Annotated in this window: 25 protein-coding genes and 1 riboswitch; of the genes, 9 read left to right on the forward strand and 16 right to left on the reverse strand. The window is 67.0% G+C overall.

From position 1 onward, the window contains the following. Positions 1-109: 109 nt before the first annotated feature. Together gshA and CLM73_RS02350 are read right to left on the reverse strand one after the other, a co-directional pair. On the reverse strand, positions 110-1,681 hold the full coding sequence (gshA, locus tag CLM73_RS02345) for a glutamate--cysteine ligase (RefSeq protein ID WP_105237154.1): 1,572 nt from the start codon (positions 1,679-1,681) through the stop codon (positions 110-112). A 32-nt stretch (positions 1,682-1,713) separates the two neighbouring features. Continuing rightward, on the reverse strand, positions 1,714-2,649 hold the full coding sequence (locus CLM73_RS02350; RefSeq protein ID WP_234015796.1) for an alpha/beta hydrolase: 936 nt from the start codon (positions 2,647-2,649) through the stop codon (positions 1,714-1,716). Positions 2,650-2,708: 59 nt separating this feature from the next. Between CLM73_RS02350 and CLM73_RS02355 the strand changes: the two genes are divergently transcribed. Continuing rightward, positions 2,709-3,248, forward strand: coding sequence for a hypothetical protein (locus tag CLM73_RS02355; protein ID WP_105237156.1), 540 nt, complete (start codon positions 2,709-2,711; stop codon positions 3,246-3,248). Here the strand turns inward: CLM73_RS02355 and CLM73_RS02360 are convergent. Beyond that, positions 3,238-3,474, reverse strand: coding sequence for a helix-turn-helix domain-containing protein (locus tag CLM73_RS02360; protein ID WP_105241351.1), 237 nt, complete (start codon positions 3,472-3,474; stop codon positions 3,238-3,240). The two genes, CLM73_RS02355 and CLM73_RS02360, sit on opposite strands and share 11 nt — an antisense overlap. Positions 3,475-3,669: 195 nt before the next feature. Between CLM73_RS02360 and CLM73_RS02365 the strand changes: the two genes are divergently transcribed. After that, the gene (locus CLM73_RS02365; RefSeq protein WP_105237157.1) at positions 3,670-4,566 is read left to right on the forward strand and encodes an AEC family transporter; all 897 of its coding nucleotides are present in this window, start codon (positions 3,670-3,672) and stop codon (positions 4,564-4,566) included. Positions 4,567-4,606: 40 nt separating this feature from the next. Here the strand turns inward: CLM73_RS02365 and CLM73_RS02370 are convergent, their stop codons facing one another. The 5 genes from CLM73_RS02370 to CLM73_RS02390 form a co-directional block, all read right to left on the reverse strand. Further along, positions 4,607-5,614 carry an Ldh family oxidoreductase gene (locus tag CLM73_RS02370; RefSeq protein WP_105237158.1) on the reverse strand — a complete coding sequence of 336 codons (1,008 nt, stop codon included), beginning with the start codon at positions 5,612-5,614 and terminating at the stop codon, positions 4,607-4,609. 34 nt (positions 5,615-5,648) lie between these two features. Beyond that, positions 5,649-6,584: a hydroxyacid dehydrogenase gene (locus tag CLM73_RS02375; protein WP_105237159.1), complete on the reverse strand. Its 936-nt coding sequence runs from the start codon at positions 6,582-6,584 to the stop codon at positions 5,649-5,651. Positions 6,585-6,621: 37 nt separating this feature from the next. Next, positions 6,622-7,635 (reverse strand): Bug family tripartite tricarboxylate transporter substrate binding protein, encoded by a 1,014-nt coding sequence (locus CLM73_RS02380; RefSeq protein WP_105237160.1) that lies wholly within the window; start codon positions 7,633-7,635, stop codon positions 6,622-6,624. Positions 7,636-7,794: 159 nt separating this feature from the next. Beyond that, entirely contained in the window at positions 7,795-8,970 is a 1,176-nt protein-coding gene (locus CLM73_RS02385) for a UxaA family hydrolase (protein ID WP_105237161.1), read from the reverse strand. 28 nt (positions 8,971-8,998) lie between these two features. Further along, complete coding sequence (locus tag CLM73_RS02390; protein WP_056564777.1) at positions 8,999-9,280, reverse strand: UxaA family hydrolase; 282 nt, start codon at positions 9,278-9,280, stop codon at positions 8,999-9,001. Between the two features lie 182 nt (positions 9,281-9,462). On the opposite strand from CLM73_RS02390, the gene CLM73_RS02395 reads away from it, so the two are divergent. The 4 genes from CLM73_RS02395 (at position 9,463) to CLM73_RS02410 (ending at position 13,553) form a co-directional block, all read left to right on the forward strand. Beyond that, positions 9,463-10,218, forward strand: coding sequence for a GntR family transcriptional regulator (locus CLM73_RS02395; protein WP_105237162.1), 756 nt, complete (start codon positions 9,463-9,465; stop codon positions 10,216-10,218). A gap of 26 nt (positions 10,219-10,244) precedes the next feature. Further along, positions 10,245-10,326, forward strand: a riboswitch (SAM riboswitch). Beyond that, entirely contained in the window at positions 10,316-11,575 is a 1,260-nt protein-coding gene (gene metX / locus CLM73_RS02400) for a homoserine O-succinyltransferase MetX (protein ID WP_199778239.1), read from the forward strand. Its footprint overlaps the riboswitch before it by 11 nt. Beyond that, the gene (gene metW, locus CLM73_RS02405) at positions 11,572-12,186 is read left to right on the forward strand and encodes a methionine biosynthesis protein MetW (RefSeq protein WP_105237164.1); all 615 of its coding nucleotides are present in this window, start codon (positions 11,572-11,574) and stop codon (positions 12,184-12,186) included. Before metX ends, metW begins: the two co-directional genes overlap by 4 nt. 119 nt (positions 12,187-12,305) lie before the next feature. After that, positions 12,306-13,553 carry a muropeptide transporter gene (locus CLM73_RS02410; RefSeq protein ID WP_105237165.1) on the forward strand — a complete coding sequence of 416 codons (1,248 nt, stop codon included), beginning with the start codon at positions 12,306-12,308 and terminating at the stop codon, positions 13,551-13,553. 94 nt (positions 13,554-13,647) lie between these two features. Here CLM73_RS02410 and CLM73_RS02415 read toward each other — a convergent pair whose 3' ends face one another. Continuing rightward, entirely contained in the window at positions 13,648-14,511 is an 864-nt protein-coding gene (locus CLM73_RS02415) for a universal stress protein (RefSeq protein ID WP_105237166.1), read from the reverse strand. A 223-nt stretch (positions 14,512-14,734) separates the two neighbouring features. On the opposite strand from CLM73_RS02415, the gene CLM73_RS02420 reads away from it, so the two are divergent. Beyond that, a complete protein-coding gene (locus CLM73_RS02420) occupies positions 14,735-15,373 on the forward strand; it encodes a trimeric intracellular cation channel family protein (protein ID WP_056564767.1) in 639 nt (212 codons plus the stop codon). Between the two features lie 216 nt (positions 15,374-15,589). After that, entirely contained in the window at positions 15,590-16,204 is a 615-nt protein-coding gene (locus CLM73_RS02425; RefSeq protein WP_234015876.1) for a GntR family transcriptional regulator, read from the forward strand. A 57-nt stretch (positions 16,205-16,261) separates the two neighbouring features. On the opposite strand, the gene CLM73_RS02430 is transcribed toward CLM73_RS02425, so the two are convergent. The 4 genes from CLM73_RS02430 to CLM73_RS02445 are packed head-to-tail and all read right to left on the reverse strand — an operon-like array spanning position 16,262 to position 19,222. Beyond that, the gene (locus CLM73_RS02430; RefSeq protein WP_105237168.1) at positions 16,262-17,029 is read right to left on the reverse strand and encodes a LamB/YcsF family protein; all 768 of its coding nucleotides are present in this window, start codon (positions 17,027-17,029) and stop codon (positions 16,262-16,264) included. Between the two features lie 13 nt (positions 17,030-17,042). Continuing rightward, on the reverse strand, positions 17,043-18,035 hold the full coding sequence (locus CLM73_RS02435; protein ID WP_105237169.1) for a biotin-dependent carboxyltransferase family protein: 993 nt from the start codon (positions 18,033-18,035) through the stop codon (positions 17,043-17,045). Beyond that, a complete protein-coding gene (gene pxpB / locus CLM73_RS02440; RefSeq protein WP_105237170.1) occupies positions 18,032-18,766 on the reverse strand; it encodes a 5-oxoprolinase subunit PxpB in 735 nt (244 codons plus the stop codon). Before pxpB ends, CLM73_RS02435 begins: the two co-directional genes overlap by 4 nt. Before the next feature lie 24 nt (positions 18,767-18,790). After that, positions 18,791-19,222, reverse strand: coding sequence for a VOC family protein (locus CLM73_RS02445; RefSeq protein ID WP_105237171.1), 432 nt, complete (start codon positions 19,220-19,222; stop codon positions 18,791-18,793). A 151-nt stretch (positions 19,223-19,373) separates the two neighbouring features. Here CLM73_RS02445 and CLM73_RS02450 point away from each other — a divergent pair, with 151 nt between their 5' ends. After that, positions 19,374-20,249 carry a LysR family transcriptional regulator gene (locus CLM73_RS02450; protein ID WP_105241352.1) on the forward strand — a complete coding sequence of 292 codons (876 nt, stop codon included), beginning with the start codon at positions 19,374-19,376 and terminating at the stop codon, positions 20,247-20,249. 68 nt (positions 20,250-20,317) lie between these two features. On the opposite strand, the gene serA is transcribed toward CLM73_RS02450, so the two are convergent. The 3 genes from serA to CLM73_RS02465 all read right to left on the reverse strand — a co-directional run bounded on the left by serA (position 20,318) and on the right by CLM73_RS02465 (position 22,572). Beyond that, positions 20,318-21,517 (reverse strand): phosphoglycerate dehydrogenase, encoded by a 1,200-nt coding sequence (gene serA / locus CLM73_RS02455; protein ID WP_105237172.1) that lies wholly within the window; start codon positions 21,515-21,517, stop codon positions 20,318-20,320. Between the two features lie 108 nt (positions 21,518-21,625). Then, complete coding sequence (locus tag CLM73_RS02460; RefSeq protein ID WP_105237173.1) at positions 21,626-22,084, reverse strand: DUF411 domain-containing protein; 459 nt, start codon at positions 22,082-22,084, stop codon at positions 21,626-21,628. Positions 22,085-22,131: 47 nt separating this feature from the next. Next, on the reverse strand, positions 22,132-22,572 hold the full coding sequence (locus tag CLM73_RS02465) for a cupredoxin domain-containing protein (RefSeq protein ID WP_105241353.1): 441 nt from the start codon (positions 22,570-22,572) through the stop codon (positions 22,132-22,134). Positions 22,573-22,698 lie beyond the last annotated feature (126 nt).

The raw sequence follows: 22,698 nt of genomic DNA on the forward strand, positions 1-22,698 counted from the left end.
TAAGACCTCCTGATGTGACTGGTAAGGCCCGCGCGCATACCCCGCAGGGGCGCGGCGCGGACCAATCCCTAACGATACGCCTTATTTGATACGCCTTATTTGATGCGCCTTACTTGCGCGGCGCCTTCAGCGCGGCGTGATAGCGGGTCACGTACGTATCGAAGTCTTCAGTGTCCGACTGTTCCAGGCGAAGCTGTTCGGCGGCGGACTGCGCGGCGGCTTGCTGATAGGCCGTGGCCACGTCGGCGGGCAGCGGTTGCGCGCGCAGCGCATCCGCATGCTTGCGGCTGAGTGCCAGTGAAAAATCGTGGAACGACAGGCCGCTGTCCTTCAGGTCGGCCAAGAGGCGCGCCGAGGGCGTGGTGTCGGGTTGATCGAGCTTGGCGCGTTGCGCCGCGAGGGCGTCTGCGTAAGCGGTGCCGCCAGCGGCGCTGTCGTACAGCGCGGCATACGGCGCGATCTGGTCCAGCAGCTCGTGACCCCATTGCGCCAGGCCGATAGTCTGGCCGTCGCGATCCAGCGTGAGGCCCGGCTTGCGGCCCTCTTTGACCACCACCGAGAAGTTGTCGGCGCTGCGCTGACAGTAGCCATTGTCCGGGAAGAACGGGCTGTCCGAGGCCGTGCAGAACAGCAGGAAGGCGTCGACGAACCGGGCGGTGGTGGCGTCGATGCCAATCGGCGAATACGGATCGATGTCCAGGCAGCGCACTTCAACGTACTGCACGCCGCGTTCGGCCAGCGCGGTGATGGGGCGCTCGCAGCGGCCGGTGGCGCGCTTGGGGCGGATGCTGGAGTAGTACTCGTTTTCGATCTGCAGCACGTTGGTGTTGAGCTGGATCCATTCGCCGTTGCGGTGGGTGCCGATTTTTTGATAGTCGGGCCAGGGCTGCGTCACGGCGCCGTACAGGCGGCCAAGGAAGGTATCCAGGTCGTTGTAGCAGAGCTTGAGCTGCGACTGCGCCTTGTTCTGGTAGCCCAGGTCGCTCATGCGCAGGCTGGTGGCATAGGGCAGGTAAAGCGTGTGGTCGCCCAGCTTGTCCAGTGCATGGTCCTGGCCTTGCAAAAAGCCGCTGGACAGCGCGGGGGCCGAGCCAAACAGGTACATCAGCAGCCAGGAATGCCGCGTGAAGTTGCGGATCAGGCCGATGTACCCGCGCGAGCGGCGGTCCTGGTCGGAGCCGGGCTGCGTGTCGAGCACGGGCCACAGGGCTTCGGGCAGCGAAAAGTTGTAGTGCACGCCGGCGATGCATTGCATCGTCTTGCCGTAGCGTTCGGCCAGACCGCGGCGGTAGACGTGCTTGAGCATGCCCGTGTTGGACGTGCCGTACCAGGCGATGGGGATTTCGGGCTCGGGCGGCAGCGTGGCAGGCATGGACTGATTCCAGATCAGTTCATGGTCCAGCACGGTGTAGACGTGGCGATGGGTGTCGGCCAGCTCGGCCAGGAGCGCGTCCACGTTGTCGTGCGTGCCCGTGATGAGCTCAAGCAGCGACTCGGAGTAATCGGTGGTGACGTGTTCGTTGGTCAGCGCCGAGCCTAGCCCGGCGGGGTGCGGCGTGCGGGCCAGGATGCCCTGTTCGTCCACGCGCAGGCCTTCTTTCTCGATGCCCCGCAGGGTCTGGGTCAGCAGCGAGCGGTTGGCCTCTAGGCGGGCGAGGCGGTTGGCGGCAGTATCGGTCACGGATTGTTCTCGTTGGGGGCTGTCGCCGGATTTTACGGGGTGCTGGCCTCCTGTGCTGAGGGAACCAGTACTGGGGACAGGGACAATGCCTGGGCGGTGCGCGCCAGCCATTCGTCCAGGTCAGCATAGACGGGGTCGGCAATGGGGGCGGTTTCGTTGAAGATCTCGTGCCAGGCGGTGTCGTACCAGCGCAGGGTGAGGAGTTCAGCGGGCGCCCGCTGGGCGAACTGGCGGCTGCCTTCGGCCGCCACGATGGAGTCGTCGCCAGCCACCATCAGCAGGGTGCGGCAGGGCAGCAGGCTGGCTTCGCGCAGCGCCTGCTGGCCGGCTTCGTCGACAAAGCGCGCCAGCCGTCCCGTCATGCGGCGCCGCACCAGGGGATCGGCGCGGTAGGCCTTCACGACGGCCCGGTCGTGGGATATGCGGGCGGGCGCCAGGCCGTGGGGCACGCGCAGGTCGGGGGCGTGCAGGGACATCCACGTCAGGGTGCGGCGCACCCAATGCGGGACGTTGACGGCAAACGGCGGCGAACTGAGCACCAGCCCGTCCAGGTCGGCCAGCCGGCGCTGGGCGATGCGCACGGCAACCAGGGCGCCCAGGCTGTGACCAAGCAGGATGGGGGGCCGGCCGCAGGCCTGGGTCCAGTCTTGCAGCCTGTCCACCGCGTCGGTGACCAGGTCTTCCTGGTCGCGCAGGGTGGCGGGGTGCCCGCCCGAGCGCCCGTGACCGCGGTGATCGTGTGCGCCTACCGTCCAGCCCCGGGCGGTCAGCCAGCGCGCCAGCCGGTCATAGCGTCCGGCATGTTCGCTCAGGCCGTGCAGGAGGTAGATGCTGGGTTGGCCACCGGAGTGCCGGCCACCGGAGTGCCGGCCACCGGCGTGCCCGTCGCCCGCTATCGGAAGCGGCACGTTCGGCGCGGCGGGCCAGCAATAATTCGCGAGCAACGTGCCGTCGGGCGCGGGTGCCATGGAAATCGGCGACAATTTCTGAATTCCTCGAAATGACGGGACCTTGGAGTCCTCGGGTAATGACGATTTCATCGCTGTTTCGTTTCATGTTCAAGAAAGCGGGCCTTTTTTTGGCGCTGACGCTGGCGTTGGCGGCTTGCTCGCCGAACTACAACTGGCGCGAGATGGATGTGGCGGACGGCCACGTCCGCGCCGCGTTCCCCGCCCGGGTCTCGACGGAAACCCGCGAATTGAAGCTGGACATGCACGCGTTGAAGTTCACGATGGCCAGCGCCACCGTGGACGAAGCGGTGTTCGCTGTGGGATCGGCACCCCTGCCGCCGGAGATCGCGGCCAGCCCCGCGGCCCGGCAGGCGCTGGGCGTGGCGCTGATGCGGTCGCTCTACACCAACATGCAGGCGCCGCCGCCCACGGAATGGCCGCCTTACGGCCAGGAAATCGAGGTGCGCGGCAAGGCGGTGGGCAAGCCCGGGTGGCTGCAGGCGAAGGTGTGGGTCACGGACACGATGCTGATCGAGGCCGTGGCCGCCGGCACCGAGGAAAGCCTGCCCGCCGAGCGCGCGCGCGAATTCCTGCGGTCCATCGTCATCAAGCCTTGAATTCGAGCAGCCCCAGCCGCAGCGCCGCCACCACGGCCGCGCGCCGGCCCCGTACGCCAAGCCGGGAGCAGGCGTTGCGCAGGTGGAAATTCACGGTGCTTTCGCTGACGCCCAGGATGCGGGCGGTTTCCCAACTGGTCTTGCCCGCGGCGGACCACCGCAGGCATGCGGCCTGCCGGTCGGACAGCTGCAGGCAAGAAGGTGATTGCCTGTCGGGCCGCTGCAGGCCGGCGGGCGGAATGGCGCTGCGGACGGCGCAACGCGATGAGTGGGCAGAAATGCGCATCGGTGTGGCGGACATGGCGGCGAGGACGGGATGGTCCTTTTGTGAACAATGGCCCCATGCTGCGGCGACCGCCCCGGCCGGGGCAAGCAATGATGCCGCGAGGCATCAATCTTTTTATCTCTGACGGAATAGTCCATGTTGGCCATCGCGCAGTTCTACTTGTCAGCCATCGTGCTGATGCTGCCCCTGCTTTTCTGCGTGGGAATCGGGCTTTACTGGGGCAAGCGCGATCTTCCCTTCGGCGGCAATTTCATCACCACGCTGGTGACTTCCGTCACCACACCCGCGCTGGTGTTCCATACCTTTGTCACCACCCACCTGGACAACCGCGCGCTGGCCGACGTGGCCGCGGCAACCCTGATTGCCCTGCTGCTGTGCGCGCTGATCTGCGCGGCGCTCCTCAAGGCCTGGAAGCTGCCCGTGCTGAGCCTTCTACCCACGGCGTTCCAGCCCAATGCCGGCAACCTGGGCCTGCCGATTTCGCAACTGGCGTTCGGCGACGCCGGCCTGTCGGTGGCGGTGGCTTTTTTTGCGGTGAGTTCCTTCGTGATGCATACCATCGCGGTGCGCATGCTTCCCGGCGTGAACACCAAGGGAAGCTGGAAGAGCCCGATCCTGCTGGCCTCCGTGGTGGCGGTGGCGTTGCGTCTGCTGGACGTGCCGGTGCCGGCGTGGATCATCGAGACGGCGCGCATGCTGGGCGCCGTGACGGTGCCGCTGATGCTGCTGAGCCTGGGGCATGCGCTGGCCCTCATCCCGTCGAACGGCGTGCGCGATGGCGCCAAGGTTGGCGCGATCCGCCTGGTGGTGGGCCTGTTGACCGGCCTGGCCGTGGCGTGGGCGATGGACCTGGAGCCGGTGCTGGCCGGCGCGCTGACGCTGCAGATGGCCATGCCGTGCGCGGTGGTCAGCTACATGTACGCGCGGCGCTACACGCCGCTGGGCGACACCGCGGCGGGCGCCGTGCTGGTGTCCACCGTGGTGTTCCTGCTGCTGGCGCCGCTGATGCTGTGGTTCTCCCACGGGCATTAGGGCGCCAGGCCGCGGGACAGCCCGCAGTTCTGCCCTCCGTTCAGCCTGCGCCGGCCAGCGTGCGCAACTGCGTCATCAGCGCATCGGGCAGGTCCAGACCGTGCTTGACGGCCTCGTCGCGCAGCTTGCGGCGGCGGTCGCCCGGCAGGCGCACGCCCTCGTCTTCGAGCATGGCGTCGACCAGCGTTTCCACGCGTTCCAGATAGACGTCGTTGCCCGAAAGCGCGGTGGGATCGATCGCCATGAAGGCCTGCCCCAGCCGCGCCGGACCGCCCTCGTCCACAAAGAACGACTCGTTCTCGTAGCCGAAGCGCGCGCCGGTCAGCGCGCAGGCCATGAGTTCGACGATAAGGGCCAGCATTGCGCCCTTGACGCCGCCCGCGGGCAGCATGCTGCCGGCCAGGCCCGCCTTGGGGTCGGTCGTGGGCTGGCCCTCGGCATCCAGCGCCCAGCCCAGCGGAATGGGCTGATTGTCGCGCGCCGCGATCATGAGCTTGCCACGCGCCACTTGCGACAGCGACAGATCGATGACCAGCCGCGCGCCGCCGCGGCGGGGGAAAATTGCCGCGATGGGGTTGGTGCCGAACAGCGGGCGCTTGCCGCCCCAGGCGGGCATGGCGGCGGGCGAGTTGCTCAGCGCCAGGCCCACCATGCCGGCGTCGGCCAGCGCTTCCAGGTGGTAGGCCGCTTCGCCGAAGTGATGGCTGTTGGCCACGCCGACGAACGCAACGCCATGCTCGCGGGCGCGGGCGGTGGCCTGGTCGACCGCCATGGCGCAGGCGGGAAACGCCAGGCCCGAACCGGCGTCGATCAGCGCCGCACCGCCACGTTCGTTCACGAGGCGCGGCACGGCCGAACCGATGGCGCGGCCGGTGCGCAGGTGGCCGGCGTAGAACGGCACGCGCGACAGGCCGTGAGAGCTGAGCCCCTGGCTTTCCGCGAAAACCAGCGCGCGGGCGGTGCTGTCGGCCATGACCGGGTTGGCGCCGGCGGCGGCAAGACCGGCCGCGGCCAGGTGTTGAAGTTCGTCCAGATAGATGTGAGCCATATCCTTCCTGTCGTGTGAGGCGCGCCGCGCCTCGTCAGCGTGCGCGGGCGTCAAGCGCCATTGTCACACCGGCGGCCACCATGTCGGAAACGCGCGTGTTGGCCTCTTGCGTGAGTCCCGCGATGTGCGGCGTGAGGATCAGGTTGGGCGCGTCGGCCAGTGCGCTGCCTGCGGGCAGCGGCTCCTGCTCGAAGACGTCCAGCGCCGCGCCGCGCAGGCGTCCGGCGCGCAACGCGGCCGCCAGCGCGGCCTCGTCCACGATGCCGCCGCGCGAGGTGTTGATGAGGATGGCGCCGGCGCGCATGCGTTCGATGCGCGCGGCGTCCAGCAGATGGCGGGTCTGGGGCGTGAGCGGCAGGTGCAGCGTCACGACGTCCGACTGGGCAAGCAGTTCATCCAGCGCCAGCGGCTCGGCGCCCGCTTCCTGCCACGCGGGATGGTCAGGCGGCAGGGCGGCATCGCTGCCCACGATGCGCATGCCCAACCCGCGCGCAAGCTGCGCGGCCAGGCGGCCGATGCCGCCGAACCCCACCACGCCCAGCGTGCGGCCATGCGCCTCCAGCCCCTGAGACAGCGCATTGCGCGGCCACACGCCCGCGGCCACGTCCGCGGTGGACCCGTAGGCGCCGCGCAATAACGACAGCATCGTGCCGACGACGTACTCGGCGACGGCGCGGGCGTTGGCGCCGGTGGCGGGAATGACCTTGATGCCGCGCGTCTCGCATCCCGCCAGGTCGATGTTGTCCAGCCCGACACCCAGCCGGCCCACCGCAATCAGGCGCGGCGCCGCGGCCAGCAGCGCCGCGTCCACCTGGGTGCGATTGCGCACAATGAGGGCGTCGGCCTGCGCGACGGCTGCGAGCAACGCGTCGCGCTGCTCGACCAGCTCGGGCGCGTACTGCACGTCGAACCGCTGCTGCAGGGTCTGGACGGCAGGCGCGTCCATGAACTCCGATATCAAAACTCGCATCTGCCGGGCTCCTTTTCGTGGTGGCAGGTTGGCCGCGTCAGGCGACCTGGATGTTGGCGTCGCGGATGATCTTGGCCCAGCGGTCGACCTCGGACTTCAGGTACGCGCCGAATTCCTTCGGGCCGCGCGGCTGGGGCACAAAGCCCAGTTGCAGCAACGACTGCTGCATGGCGGGCTGCGAGATCTGCTTGACGATGGCGTCGCCGATGCGCTGGACCAGTTCAGGTGGCGTGCCGGCGGGCGCGAGCACGCCCGTGAAGTTCTCGACGATCAGGTCCGGCAGGCCCGCCTCGGCCGTGGTGGGCAGATCGGGCAGGTCCTTGCTGCGCTCGCGCGTGGTGATGGCCAGCGCGCGCAGCGACCCGCTCTTCACGTGCGCCAGCGATTCCGGATAGTTGGAGAACACCACGTCCAGATGCCCGCCGATCAGGTCCGTGAGCGACGGCGCGCCGCCCTTGTACGGCACGTGCATCAGCGGCACGCCGGTCAGCTTCTGATACAGCGCCAGCGTCAGGTGCGGCGGCGTGCCGTTGCCGCTGGAACCGGCCGACAGCGCCTTCGCCTTGGCCGCGCGCGCCAGATCGTCCATGGACTTGATGTTGCTCTTGGCGTTGACCACCACCATGATCGGCGAAGACGCCAGCCCCGCGATGGGCGTCAGGTCGCGCGTCAGGTCATACCCGGCCTTGCCCGCGAACAGCGTGGCGTTGGCCGCGTGCGACAGCGTGATGGCCAGCCAGGTGTAGCCGTCGGGCGCGGCGTTCGACACGTGCGCAGCGCCAATGTTGGCGCTGCCGCCCGGCTTGTTTTCGACCACCACGTTCCAGCGTTCGGCGTCCGCCAGCGCCTTGCCCACCTGGCGCGCGGCCACGTCGGTCAGGCCGCCCGGCGGAAACGGCACCACGTAGTTGATGGGACGCTCGGGCCACGCGCCTTTTTGCGCCAGCGCCCGTTCCCACGGGGCCAGCGCACAGAGGCCGGCGGCGCCCAGGGCGCCCAGCAGGCGACGGCGCTGCGCATCATGCAGGGGGTAATGCGGTTCGCTACTCATCTGTCTTCCTCCTTGGGGATAACGCCCGGGTAGGAATGCGTACGCCTTTGCTGCCGCGGACTGCGCCCGGGTCTGCAGGTTCTTGTCGTTGATGCTGCGATTAAGCCGCGCAGGCGGCCGGCGCGTTCTCCAGTACGCGCCGGCGCCGGAAAGGCCCTGTCAGGCGCTTTCGAAGATCCGCGTGAGCACGAACTCGCGGTGGCCCAGGGCCTCGGCCGCGGTCCACCGGCCGTTGGCGGTGGCCAGCATGCATTCCAGCAGCTTGTCGCCGGCCTGGTTCAGGTCGATCTCGCGCTGCAGGAGGGCGCTGGTGTCCACGTCGATGTGCTCGGACATCGTGCGCACGGTGCGCGGATTGGCGCAGATCTTGATGACCGGCAGGATCGGGTTGCCGATGACGTTGCCCTGGCCGGTGGGAAAGAAGTGCACGGCGTAGCCCGAGGCGGCGCACAGCGTGACCATTTCCGCCGCGGCCGAGGACGAGTCCATGAACCACAGCCCGGGTCTGTCGGGGATCTCGGCCTTGTCGATGACGCCATCCACCCGGCATTGCTTGCCGATCTTCTGGATGTTGCCCATCGCCTTTTCCTCGATGGTGGTCAGGCCGCCGGCGATGTTGCCCTTGGTGGGCTGGGACTCGGACAGATCGCTGGTCTTCCAGCGGTCGATCATGGCCTGGTAGCGGTCGAACATGAACATGAAGCGTTCGCGCACGGCGTCGTTGGCGCAGCGCTCGGCCACGATGTGTTCGCCGCCGGTGAGCTCCGACGTCTCGCCGAACACCAGGGTGGATCCCAGCGCATAGAGCTTGTCGAAGGCGTTGCCCACCGTGGGATTGGCGCCGCAGCCGGAGGTGGTGTCGGATTCGCCGCACTTGGTGGAGACCCACAGGTCGGCGATGGGGCATTCGCTGCGCGTGAGCGCGGTGGCGTAATGCACGTATTCCTTGGCGCAGCGCGACGCGCGCATGATGGTGTCGTGGTCGCCGTGCAGTTCGATGGAAAAGCCCATGACGGGCTTGCCCGTGGCGGCAATGCCGTCGACGACGCGCTTGGTCCACCCTTCCTCGATGCCGATCACGACCACGGCGGCGACGTTGGGGTTACAGCCGGTGCCGATCAGCGTGCGAAAGTGCAGTTCCAGATCCTCGCCGAATTGCAGGCGGCCGTAAGGATGAGGCAGGGCCAGGGTGCCCTTGATGTTGTTGGCGACGGCCTCGGCCGCGGCGTTGGAGATGTCGTCCACGGGCAGGACGATCACGTGGTTGCGCACGCCGACGCGGCCATTGTCGCGGCGATAGCCTTGGAAGGTGGTCTGGGCAGTGATGATGGACATGGTGGGTTCCTGTGCGATGGACGGGCGCTTACCAGCGCTTGGTCTTGATGTTGTGCACGTGGGCGTGCTGGCCGGCCTGGATGGGCGCCACCACGCGGCCGATGTCGACGCCGTACTTGAAGACGGTGTCGCCCACGGCCATGTCCTTCATCGCGACCTTGTGGCCGATGGGAATGTCCTGCGACGCGCGCACATGGATGATCTTGTCTTCATCCATGATCCAGGCGTTCAGCTCCGTTCCGGCGGTCAGGCCTTCCACCACGGCGACCGCCACCGTGTCCTTCGCATCGTGCAATACGGCGTGAATCATTGTCTTCCTCTCTGAGTCAGGGGCGCCGCCCGGGTGCTGCACGCGGCGCGGATCACAACGGCCAGGAAATCTTAGGCCTGGCTTTTTCTGAAGTCAACTAAATCATATAGATGACATACATGACTTGAGCGAACGATCGACCCGCCGCTACACTGGAGGTCCACGATTTTTGCGATGCACCCATGAATACCAGCCTGTCACCGACGGTGCCCCTGGGCAGTCCCTTGTACGAACAGGTCAAGCAGGCCGTGCTTGCCGCGCTGGCGCAAGGCGAGTGGAAGCAGGGCGATGCGATCCCCCCCGAAAAAAATCTGGCCGAGCGCTTCGGCGTGTCGATCGGCACCTTGCGCAAGGCCATCGACGAGCTGGCCGCCGAGAACATCCTGGTGCGCCATCAGGGGCGCGGCACCTACGTCGCGGTGCACACGCGCAACCATCACTTCTTCAAGTTCTTCCGCATCGTCGGGCAGGACGGCAGCAAGTCCTATCCGACCACCGAGCTGTTGCGCTTCCGGCGCGTGAAGGCCTCAGTAGTCGCGCGCGAAAAGCTTGAATTGCCCGTGGGCGCCCATGTGTTCGAGTTCCTGAACGTGCTGTCGCTCAACGGCGACGTGGTCATGGCCGACGAGGTGTGCCTGCCCGAATCGCGCTTTCCGGGGCTGCTTGAAGCGCATCTGCGCGAACGCACCAGCACGCTCTACGCGCTGTACCAGGACCTGTTCGGCGTCAACGTCATCGCCACCGACGAGCGGCTGCGCACCTGCCTGGCCGAACGCACGCAGGCGCGCTGCCTGGGCGTGGCCGAGGGCAGCCCGCTGCTGGAGATCCGCCGCATCGCGTTTTCGTACAACCGCCAGCCGGTGGAGTGGCGCGTGTCCCGCGTGAACACCGAGCGCTACGAGTATCTGGGACAGGAGGCCTGGGAAGCCGGCGCGTAGCAGTGCTAGAATTCCTGCCGCACTACCCAATTTTCGGCGCCGATTTGCCTGATCCGCTTGCGGGCGCCTTCCAATAAATCCAGCTAAAGAGGTCCGTATGACCACTCCTGCCCAACATTTGGCCGGTGATTCGGCCAGCGGGTTCGTCCCCGCAACCGTCACGACTTCCGATACCGTTGATCCCGGTTCGGTCGGCCTCGTCTCCCCCACGTTCATTCGTTTCGACGAACCGCTGCCGCTGCTTAGCGGCCAATCGCTTGCGTCCTACGAACTGGCTGTCGAAACCTACGGCACGCTCAATGCGCAGCGCACGAATGCCGTGCTGATCTGCCACGCGCTCAATGCCTCGCACCACGTGGCGGGCCAAGCCGCGGACAACCCAACCGACCTGGGCTGGTGGGACAACATGGTGGGCCCCGGCAAGCCGGTGGACACCAATATCTTCTTCGTGATCGGCGTGAACAACCTGGGCTCGTGCTTCGGCTCGACCGGGCCGGCCAGCCTCAACCCCGACACCGGCAAGCCCTGGGGCGCCGCGTTCCCGGTGCTGACGGTGGAAGACTGGGTGCGGGCGCAGGCGCGGGTGGCGGACCACTTCGGCATCGAACGCTTCGCGGCGGTGATGGGCGGATCGCTGGGCGGCATGCAGGCGCTCAGCTGGTCCATCACCTTGCCCGAGCGCGTGGCCAACTGCATCGTCATCGCCAGCACGCCGCGCCTGTCCGCGCAGAACATCGGCTTTAACGAAGTGGCCCGCCGCGCCATCATCACCGACCCGGATTTCCACGGCGGCGACTACTACGCGCAGGACACCGTGCCGCGCCGCGGCCTGTCGGTCGCGCGCATGATCGGCCACATCACGTACCTGTCCGATGACGACATGGCCGAAAAATTCGGACGCGCCCAGCGCGCACCGGCCGAGAACGGCGCGTACCGGTACGGCTACGACGTCGAGTTCGAGGTCGAGTCCTACCTGCGCTATCAGGGCGAGAAGTTCACCCGCTATTTCGACGCCAACACCTATCTGCTGATCACGCGCGCGCTGGACTACTTCGATCCGGCGCGCACCACGGGCGGCGATCTGGCTCGCGCGCTGGCGCCCGCAAAGTCCAATTTCCTGCTGGTGTCGTTTTCGACCGACTGGCGCTTCCCGCCGGAGCGTTCGCGCGAGATCGTGCGCGCGCTGCTCAAGAACGCCAGCCCCGTCACGTACGCCGAGATCGACGCGCCGCACGGCCACGACGCCTTCCTGCTGGAAGACGCGCGCTATCACGCGGTCGTCCGTGGCTATTACGAACGCATCGCGCGCGAGCTGGGCCTGCAAGCCGCCGCCTCGATTGAAGGACGCTCCGAATGACTTCCGTGACTCCCCGCTATGCCCACAGCGCGCTGCGGCCCGACCTGGCGCGCATCGCCGGCTGGATCGAGCCAGGCAGCCGCGTCCTGGACCTGGGTTGCGGCGACGGCGCGCTGCTGGCGCACCTGCGCGACCATCGCCAGGTCAAGGGCGCCGGTGTCGAGCTCGACGACACCTGCGTGATCGCCTGCGTGCGCCGCGGCGTCGAGGTCATCCAGCAGAACCTGGAAGACGGCCTGGCGCTCTTTGACGACAAGCAGTTCGACACCGTCGTGCTGTCGCAGACGCTGCAGTCCATGCACCGCACCGAACACATCCTGCGCGAAATGGCCCGTGTGGCGCGCTACGGCGTGGTGTCGTTTCCCAACTTCGGCTACTGGCCGCACGGCTGGGCCATCTTGCGCGGCCGCATGCCGGTGACGGGGCAGATGCCGTACCAGTGGTACAACACGCCCAACATCCACCTGTGCACGCTGCGCGACTTCGAACAGCTTGCCGGGGAAGTGGACGTGCGCATCCTGGAGCGCGCCACGTTCAACGAAGGCAAGGAAGTGCGGCTGTTCCCAAGCTGGCGCAGCACGCTGGCGGTGTATCGCTTCGCATCGCCCTGACATTCATCGCCCTGACATTCCGACACGCATCCTCCTGACGGCGCGGGGCAACAGGCCCTAAAATGCCGCAAGCCCGCGGCCAGCGCCCGTGACGCCGCCGGCCAATTCAGGAGACCGTCATCACCGCTGTATCCAACGTCTACACCAGCCCCCGCGTTGCCCCTCTGCTGGTGCTGGGCTTTGCCAGCGGGCTGCCGTTGGCCCTGACCAGCGGCACCTTGCAGGCCTGGGCCACCGTCGAAGGCGTTCCGCTGCAGGAAATCGGTTTCCTCACCCTGGTAGGCACGGCCTACACCCTCAAATTTCTCTGGGCGCCGCTGGTCGATCGTTTCGCGCCGCCTCTGCTGGGCCGGCGCCGCGGCTGGATGCTCGTGACGCAGTTGCTGCTGGCGGTGGCGATCATGGCGATGGGCGCGATGTCGCCGTCATCCGCGCTGATGCCGCTGGCGCTGCTGGCCGTGCTGGTCGCCTTTCTGTCGGCGACGCAGGACATCGCCTTCGATGCCTATTGCACCGACGTGCTGCGCAAGGACGAACGCGGCGCAGGCGCGGCCATCAAGGTCATGGGCTACCGGTTGGCGATGATCGTGTCGGGCGGCCTGGCGCTCATCATGGCGGACCAGTGGATAGGGTGGGGCAACACATACGTCCTGATGGGCGGGATGATGCTGCTGTGCGCGGTGGCCACCCTGTTGGCGCCCGAACCCGAACACGTCGCGCGTGCCCCGCGCACCCTGCGCGAGGCCGTGGCCGAGCCGCTGCATGAATTCTTCACGCGCCGCGGCGCGATGGCGGTGCTGCTGCTGATCGTGCTGTACAAGCTGGGCGACGCGTTTGCCGGCGCTTTGTCCACCACGTTTCTCATCCGCGGCGCGGGGTTCACGCCGACAGAAGTCGGCACCGTGAACAAGGTGCTGGGGCTGGCGGCCACCATCATCGGCGCGCTGGCCGGCGGAACGCTGATGTCGCGCTGGGGGCTGTACCGGTCTCTGATGGCCTTCGGCCTGCTGCAGGCGGTGTCCAACCTGGCGTATTGGCTGATCGCGGTCAGCCCCAAGAACCTGTGGCTGATGGCAACCGGCGTGGGGATCGAGAACCTGTGCGGCGGTCTGGGCACGGCGTCGTTCGTGGGCCTGTTGATGGCGCTGTGCCGCCAACGGTTCTCGGCCACGCAATTCGCGCTGCTGTCGGCGCTGTCGGCCGTGGGCCGCACCTATCTGGCCGGCCCGCTGACGCCGCCCCTGGTCGAGCATCTGGGATGGCCGGGATTCTTCCTGGTAACGGTGGTCATCGCCGTGCCGGGGCTGGTGCTGCTGCGGATGCTGCGCGGCACGATCGAAACCATGGAAAAGCAGGGCGACGCGTAACCCACCCTTCAAGGTGTCTGACACCTTGCGAAGCGAAGACAGGCCAATCAAAAAAAGGCGGCGCACAAGCGCCGCCTTTTTGCTGGCGAAAAACTTACTCTTCGCCGCTCAGCCGGACGATCAGCACATCGCTGGGCAGGGATTCCAGCAGCCGCTCGGCCACACTGCCGATGGCGGTGCGCAGGATGCCCGTGCGGCCATGGGTGCCGGTGACGACGAGATCGGACCGGTGGTTGAACGAATAATCGGACAGCACGGTTTCCGGCTGGCCGGCTTCAAGCACCACCTTGGTCGGGCGGCCCTTGGGCAGTTCGGGCGTCTCGGCAATGAAGCGCTCGGCGCATTGTTCGGCGGTTCGGTACAGATTGTCGACCACACCGTCGTCCGGCTTGCTCACGCTTTGGAACGGCACCTCATACGCGTTGAACAAAGTGATGTCCGCATTGGGCACCAGTTGCAGCGCGGCGCGCAGCGCCTGGCGCGAGCCATCCGAGAAGTCGGTGGCGACGAGCACGTCGCGATAAGGCCTGCGGGGGCGGTTCTTGACGACCAGCACGGGCTGGCGCGCCTGGCGGGCCAGTTTTTCGACGGTGGTGCCGAGCAGCAGGCGGCCCAGCGTTTCCTGGCGGGCGATGCCGGCCACGATCAGCGAGCAGCCATACGCGTCTGCGGTTTCCATGATGCTGGCGACGGGGTCGCCCTTGGTGACCACGACTTCCGCCGGCACGTTGGCGGCGGCGACGTCTTCGGCGAGTTCGCGTTCGACGAGGGCCTTGTGATCCGGCGACAGACGGCGCCAGACGGGGGTGGTGAGCGGCGTGGCATGGGACTCCATGACATGCAGCATGATCAGCTTGGTGTTCAGTTCCTTGGTCAACTGCAGCGCGCGGTCGAGGGCTCTGTCGCCGCGCGCACTCAGGTCGGTGGCCAGAAGGATGGGGCCAATTTGCTGGGTCATACCTAATCTCCCGGTTACGGCCAGAGGGGCGGCTCCCGCGTCCGCGCTGCCTGGCCCAATAGCGCCCGGTCGGGCACGTCTCCATTGTCTCGCCGCGAAACGAGACTGGAGTTGATCGTTGTCAACGCAGGTTTGAGGGTACGGGATGATGCGCGCGCAGGCAATGGCGCGTCCGCGGGCAAGGCTCAATACAATGGCACCTGCCCAAGCTACCGCCCCGCCTATGTTTACCGATCTGTCGCCTGCCCTGCTGCACACGCTGTACCTGGTCGCCATCGTTGCCGAAGCCATGACGGCGGCACTGTCGGCGGGGCGGCGCGACATGGACTGGATGGGCGTGTGCATCATCGCGTGCGTGACGGCGCTGGGAGGCGGGTCGCTGCGCGACGTGCTGCTGGGGCACTATCCGCTGACGTGGGTCGTCCACCCCGAATACCTGTGGATGACGGGCGGCGCGGCCATCCTGACCGCGCTGATCGCCCCGGTCATGCGCCGGCTGCGCAGCGTGTTTCTGCTGGCCGACGCGCTGGGGTTGGTCGCGTTCACGGTCATCGGCTGCCAGGTGGCGCAGATGATGCAGCTGCCGATCACCGTGGTGCTGATCAGCGGCATGATCACCGGGTGCGCCGGCGGCGTGCTGCGCGACGTCCTTTGCAACGAGGTGCCGCTGCTGTTCCGCAAGGAACTCTACGCCAGCGTGTCCCTGGTGACGGGCGCGCTGTATCTGGGCTCGATGTCGCTCGGGCTGTCGGCCAATGCCTCGGTGCCCATCGCGCTGGCGGCGGGCCTGACCATGCGCCTCATGGCGCTGCGCTTCAACTGGCAGATGCCCAAATTCGTCTACCGCGACGACTGGGACTGAGCGCGCAACGCGGGCAAATTTGACCTTCCGGCACTGCCCAGAGCGGGCCGGGCGTCGCCGTGCGCGCCGTCTGAAACTTTATTTCTATTTCTGTTTCAATAGATTTCTAGTATCTTGTCACGGTCTCATAGCTTGCGTACGCAGTAGAAGGGGAGCCCATTGGATGTCAAAGCGCCCGCCACGATTCCGTATTTCCTACAGGAACAGATTCGTGAGTTGATAGTGAACGGCACTATCCGGCCCGGGCAGCCGTTACGGGAACAGGAACTGGAACAGCGTTTCGGCACCAGCCGCAGCCCCATCCGGGAGGCGATGCGTCTGCTGGAGCTGAGCGGGCTGGTGACGCATATCCAGCGCAAGGGCTTTCGGGTCACCCTCTATACCGAGACCCAGATCCGCCATCTGTACATGCTCCGCGCGGAGCTGGAAGCCTATTGCATCCGGCAGGTCGCGGAGATGCCCGATGTCGGCGCGCTGGTGGCCGAGCTGGGCACGCTGCACGAGGTTATCGTCGCGGCCATGGACCGGCTGGACGCGCGCGGTTTCATCGCGGCATCGCGCGACTTCTACCTGGCGGCTGCCCGCTACACCGGCAACGCTCCGCTGACCAGCATGCTCAGCAAGCTGTACGAACAGATCGAACCGCTGGGCTACATGCTGGCCCGGCAGTCGCTCGAGGCCAATCAGATACCGGCCTACACGGACGGCATCATCCAGGCGCTCGGCAGCCGGGATTTCGACCGAGCGGCGGAACTGACGCGCCGGTATGTGGTGGAAGTGCTGCCGGAGATCCTGCGCGCCTACCGCGAGGCGTCGCTGGATTCGGTCTAGGAGTCTGGCCCGGGATTCGCCGGGGCTTCTCAGCCCCGGGGCCCCGGACAGCGGCCTTCAGCCGCGGGGCGGCGTGCGCACCTCGATGCCGGCCTGCTGCAGGGCGCTTCGGATGCCATCGGCGAAGACCAGCGCATTGGGCTGGTCGCCATGGATGCACAGCGTGTCGGCCTGCACCGGCACGTCCTTGCCGTCCACCGACCGCACCAGGCCTTCACGCACCATGCGCACGACCTGCGCCACCGCAATCTCCACGTCTTCGATCATGGCGCCCGCGCGGGTGCGCGGCGTGAGCGAGCCGTCGTTCTGATACGAGCGGTCCGCGAAGACCTCGTTGGCGCTGGCCAGGCCGATGGCGCGCGCCGCATCGATCAGCTTGCTGCCCGCCAGGCCGTACAGGATCAGCGAGGCGTCCACGTCCTTGACCGCCTGGCAGATGGCCTTTGCCAGCGGCTCGTCCTTGGCCGCCATGTTGTAGAGGGCGCCGTGCGCCTTCACGTGATGCAGCCGCGCGCCTTGCGAGGCCGCCACGCCGGCCAGCGCGCCGATCTGGTACACGACGATGTCATAGGCCTCGTCCGGACTGATCTGAATGACGCGGCGGCCAAAACCCGCCAGGTCCTGCAGGCTGGGGTGGGCGCCCAGCGCGACCCCTCGCGCCAATGCCGCGGCCACGGTCTTGCGCATGGTGGCCGGGTCGCCGCCGTGAAAGCCACAGGCAATGTTGGCGGAGCTGACGAATTGCAGCACCGCGGCGTCGTTGCCCATGGTCCAGGCGCCATAGCTTTCGCCCATGTCGCAGTTCAGGTCGATGCGGGTGGTCATAACGGGTTCCTTTCTAGGCCAGCAGCGCGCGCAGCGGTTCCAGCGCGCCGTGCAGTTGGGCAAACGCGCGCTCGCGCTCGCCGTCCAGGCGCTGCGCTTCTTCCAGCTCGATCCGCTGGAAACGCAGTGTCTGGCCGGGCGCGGATTGCGCCAGCGCGGGCAGATCCACGGTCGCGATCTGCGCAATCTTGGGATAGCCGCCGGTGGTCTGCCGGTCGGCCATGAGGATGATGGCCTCGCCGCCCGACGGCACCTGCACGGTGCCGAAACAGGCCGCTTCCGACAGCATCTGACGCGGCTGGTTCATGACGAGCGGCCGGCCGAGCAGGCGGTAGCCCATGCGGTCCGACTGCGGACTGATGCGGAAGTCCGACTCAGAAAACGCGCGGCGGCTGCTTTGCGAGAACTCCGGCCAGTGCACGCCGGGCAGAAAGCGGATGAATTCGCGCTGCTTGTTGCCCAGCGAAGCGGGTAGATAGACGCGCACGTTCCACAGCGCCTTCTGCAAGTCGGCGGCATCGCGGTCCGGCGCCAGCGGGCGGCGCAGCGGTACGACGTCGCCCTTGGCCAGCGCGCGTCCTTCAAAGCCCCCGAATCCGCTGCGCAGGTATGTGGTTTCGCTACCCATGACGGGCGTCAGCGCAAACCCGCCATGCACGGCAAGGTAGGCGCGCACGCCGGCGGCGGGCCGCGCGCCGAAGGCCAGCACATCGCCCGCCCGCGCAATCAGCGGACGCAGCAGGGGAATGTCCTGGCCGTTCAGCGTGGCGCCCAGGTCGGCGCCGGCCAGCGCAAAACAGGCCGGCGTGTCTAAACGCAGCGTCGGGCCGGTCAGGGTGATTTCCAGCGTGGCCGGGTCGCCCTCGTTGCCTGCCAAGGCATTGGCCAGCCGGTGGGCGCGCTCGTCCATGGCGCCCGCGGCGGGAATGCCCTGATGCTGGTAGCCTTCGCGCCCGCGGTCCTGGAAACTGGACAGCATGCCCGGCTTGATCACCGTCACGCTCATGGTTGGCTCCCCCGAATGCGGTCGAATTCGTCCGGCGAAATCGGCACGAAGCGCACCGTATCGCCCGGCTGCAAGAGGGCGGCGGGTTCTCGGGCCGGGTCGAACATGACGAGCGGCGTGGCCCCGATGATGTTCCAGCCGCCAGGCAGCCGGTTCGGGTAGATCACGGTCTGGCGGTTGGCGATGGCCACCGCGCCCGGCGGCACGGCGGTGCGGGGCGAGGGGCGGCGGGGAATGTTCAGTTTTTCGTCGTGCACGCCCAGATAGGCATGGCCGGGGGCAAATCCCAGCATGAACACCATGCTGGGCGGTTCGCTGTGCAACTGGATGACGGCGTCGGGCGAGATGCGCGCCGCGCGGGCGACCTCGGCCAGGTCGGGACCGTGTTCGCCGCCATAGCAGACGGGAATGTCGACCTCGCGTCCGCCCGCATCACCCGCGGGAATGCCGCCGGCCAGCAAGGCCTGGATGTGCTCGGAAAGCGAGGCGTAGGTGGGGCCTTCGCCTTGTCCGCCGGGCCGGTAATGCACGGCCACGGCGACGAAGGAGGGGACGACATCGGTGACGCCCGGCAGCCGCGCGTCGCGCAGCTTGCGGGCAGCCGCCAGGCACGTGCGGCCGGTGGCGGCGTCGATGTGTTCGCCGAAGGAAATGATCAGGCAGCGATCACCCTGGGGCTGGATGCGCCAGCGGGTTTCGGCCGGAGAAAGTGGGTCTGAATTTACGTTCAACGACACGAAACCTGTAGTGACGGGTTACTTGGCGAACAACGAATCCATGTTCTTGAACGCCTTGAATTCCAACGCGTTGCCCGACGGATCCAGGAAGAACATGGTGGCCTGTTCGCCCACCTCGCCCTTGAAGCGGATGTAGGGTTCGATGACGAACTCGGTCTTGGCGTCGGTCAGGCGCTTGGCCATGGCTTCCCATTGTTCCATGGAAAGCACGGCGCCGAAATGGCGCACGGGCACATTGTGCGAATCGACCGCGCTGGTGGCTTTGTGGCCACACTCGCTGGGCGCCAGGTGAGCCACGATCTGGTGGCCGTAGAAATTGAAGTCGATCCATTCGGAGGAGCTGCGCCCCTCCGGACAGCCCAGCTTTTCGCCGTAGAAGGCGCGGGCTTCGGCCAGGTCCCGCACGGGGAAGGCCAGGTGGAACGGCGGCAGGTTGGTTTGAGCGGACATGCAAGGCTCCGGGTCAGGCAAAGGAAAAATGATCGTTCGGGGTGGGCGACCGCCGCAATCGCGTCGGCATTAGCACCAGGACGTAGTTTAGGTATTGTTTTTTTTATAGCAAAACGATATTTTTCGAGTCTTAGCATCGAAAAAATTGATTGTGCTCAAGGAATTCAAGACCTTCATCGCCGTGGCGCGGGATGGCACCTTCACCGGCGCGGGGGCGCAGCTGGGACTCACGCAGTCCGCCGTCAGCGCCCAGATCCGGCGCCTGGAGGAATATCTGGGCGTCACGCTGTTTGACCGCGGTCCGCGCGCGGCCCTGCTGAACGCGCACGGCCGCGAGATGCTGCCCCAGGCTGAAGAGCTGGTCGCCATGGCCGAGCGCATGGCCGCGTCGGCCGGCGCCGCCCATGTCAGCGGGCTGCTGCGCATCGGGGCGATTGCGTCCGTGCAGCAGGATCTGCTGGTCCATGCCGTGGGCGAGTTTCGCGCGGTCTATCCGGACGTGCGCGTACGGATCGTGCCAGGTGTGTCGCTGTCGCTGCTGGGACAGGTGGACGCCGGCGAAGTCGACCTGGCAGTGCTGATCCGCCCGCCTTTCGCCTTGCCGCCCGAGCTGGGATGGCAGCCGCTGATGAGTGAGCCGGTGATGCTGGCCATGCCCGAATCCATGCCGGTCGCGCCTTGGCGGGAGTTGCTGGCGACCCAGCCCTTCATCCGCTACGACCGCGCCTCATTCGGCGGTCGGGTGGTGGATGTATTTCTGAAGAAGCACCGGATCACCGTGCATGAAGCCGTGGAGCTCGACGAGATCGAGGCCATCGCGGGAATGGTCCGGCACGGGCTGGGCGTGGCGCTGCTGCCCAGGCTGCGGCGGCTGGACATGACGGGGTTGCGGCTGCTGCCGCTGGACGAGTACGCGTTTCACCGGGAGATCGGCATCATTGGCCGCCTGCCGTTCGACCCTGGCAGCGTTCGCGAGAAGATCGCGCAGTGTTTGCATCGGGCGGCGGGTGATTCGGGGGTGGGCTGACACCCGTGCTGACACCCGCCCAAGCAATCTGATCAGCCAATAAAAAAGCCCCCGAAGGGGCTTTTGCCTTACAGCCGGTCGCAGCGGACCGTGATAGGGTGGTCGCGCAAGGCCGTCATGACGATGTCGTCGACCTGGCCCTCCACGTCGGTGATCACGTAGCCGATCTGGCCGCGCGTCTGCAGGGTCTGGCTGACGATGTTCAGGCCATGTTGGGCCATCAGGTTGTCCAGCGCGCCCAGTGCTCCGGGGGCATTGCGGTGCACGTGCAGGATGCGCGTGCCGCCGGCCTGTTCCAGGAACGGCAGTTCGGGGAAGTTGACCGCGCCCTTGGTGGTGCCGGCCTGCAGGAAGCGCACGAGCTTTTCAGCGACTTCGCGGCCGATGTTCTCTTGGGATTCCTGCGTGCTGCCGCCGATGTGCGGGGTCAGGATGACGTTGGGCATGCCGATCAGCGGGCTGGCCAGCGGTTCGTCGGCGCTCTTGGGCTCGGTGGGGAACACGTCCAGCGCCGCGCCGGCCAGGTGGCCGGATTTCAGCGCCGCGTGCAGCGCGTCGATGTCCACGACCGCACCGCGCGAGGCGTTGATCAGGATGGCGCCGCGACGCATGCGTCCGATGGTCTCGGCGTTCATGATGTTTTCAGTGGACTTGCCGCCGGGCACGTGCAGTGTCACGACGTCGGCCTGTTCCAGCAGGTCGTTCAGCGTGCCGGCGGGGCGGGCGTTGCCCAGCGGCAGCTTGGCCTCGACGTCGTGATAGATGACGCGCATGCCCAGGCTTTCGGCCAGGGTGCTGATCTGCGAGCCGATGTTGCCGTACCCGACGATGCCCAGCGTCTTGCCGCGCGTCTCAAACGCGCCCGCGGCGCTCTTGTCCCAGTGGCCCAGATGCACCCGGGCGTTCTTTTCGGGGATCCGGCGCAGCAGCAGGATGGCCTCGCCCAGCACCAGCTCGGCGACCGAGCGCGTGTTGGAGAACGGCGCATTGAAGACCGGAATGCCGCGCTGCATGGCGGTGTCCAGGTCGACCTGGTTCGTGCCGATGCAGAAGCACCCGACGACGCGCAGATCGGGGTTGCCGGACAGCAGGGCGGCGTCCAGGTGCGTGCGAGAACGGATCCCCGCCACTTGCACGCCGCGCAGGGCGTCGTGCAATTGCGCCGGCGGCAGGGCCGCGGCATGCGTGACGATATCGGTGTAGCCGGCGGCCTCGAAGACGGCGCGGGCGCTCGGGTGGATGTTCTCGAACAGGACGATTTGTGCCATGACTGCCAAGGGGTGGGTGAGAAACGTAATTATTTATTGTGGACCATTTTTGCTGCGGTGCAAGGAGTAGCCATTGAGGCGTTGTGGATGAATTGTTTCAGGCCAGGCTTAGCGATAGGCCTGAAAAACCTTGGCGCCGCCGCGCTTGTCGACCAGCACGACGTCATGCGGTGTCTTGCGCCCGCCGTATTCCGGGCCGTCCATGCCCGGGGATCCCAGCGGCATGCCGGGGGCGGAAAGACCCGCCGCGTCGGGCTTTTCGAGCAGCAGCCGGCGCACGTCGCTGGCCGGCACGTGGCCTTCGACCGCATAGCCGTCCACCATCGCGGTGTGGCAGGAACCGTAGTCGGCCATGCCCGCGTTGCGGCGGATGGGGCCGGTGTCGTCGACGTCGTGCGTGATGACCTCAAAGCCGTTGTCGCGCATGTGCTTGACCCAGTCTTCGCAGCAGCCGCAGGTGGGCGTCTTCCAGACTTCGACTTTCACGGGCGCCTGCGCGGCCACGACGGCGGGGGCGCCGAGGGCGGCGGCGAGGACCAGGCAGCGTGTGAGACGGGCGATGTTCATGATGCTCCAGGCGAAAAAAGTTCGTTCAAAGGATAGCGCGGGACGCGTCACAGCACCGATACCGAGCCCTTCATCCCCGCGGCATAGTGGCCGGGCTCCAGGCAACCGAACGACACCGTGCCCGCCTTATCGAAGCGCCACACGATCTCGCCGCTTTTGCCGGCTTCCAGCGACACGGCATTGGGTTCCTCGTGCCGCATGCCGGGGTCTTTCATCATCATGGCGTAGTGCGCCTGCAGATCGGCATCGGTGCCCAGCACGAGTTCATGCCGGATCTTGCCGGAATTGCGCACGTTCAGACGGACGGTTTCGCCGGCCTCGACGTCGATGCTGCCGGGCGAAAAGCGCATGGCGTCGTTCATGTCGATCTCGACCGTGCGCGTGACGCGGCCCGGATCGCCCGGCGTGCCGATGGGCGCGTCGGCGGCGGGCTGCGCGTGGTCGCCATGCGCGTGATCGCCTGCGGCCAACGCCGCGACGGACAGCATGAGCGCCAGGGCGGCGAACGAAGTGTGTAGCAGAGTGCCTTTCACCAGAGTGCCTTTCACGTGAGTCCTTGCAAAGGGAATGAGCGTGATGGCACTTTAAGAAACCGGGGGTGACCCGATCCTGTC

Origin of the sequence: Achromobacter spanius, assembly GCF_002966795.1 — a bacterium.
Taxonomy (GTDB): Bacteria; Pseudomonadota; Gammaproteobacteria; order Burkholderiales; family Burkholderiaceae_B; genus Achromobacter; species Achromobacter spanius_D.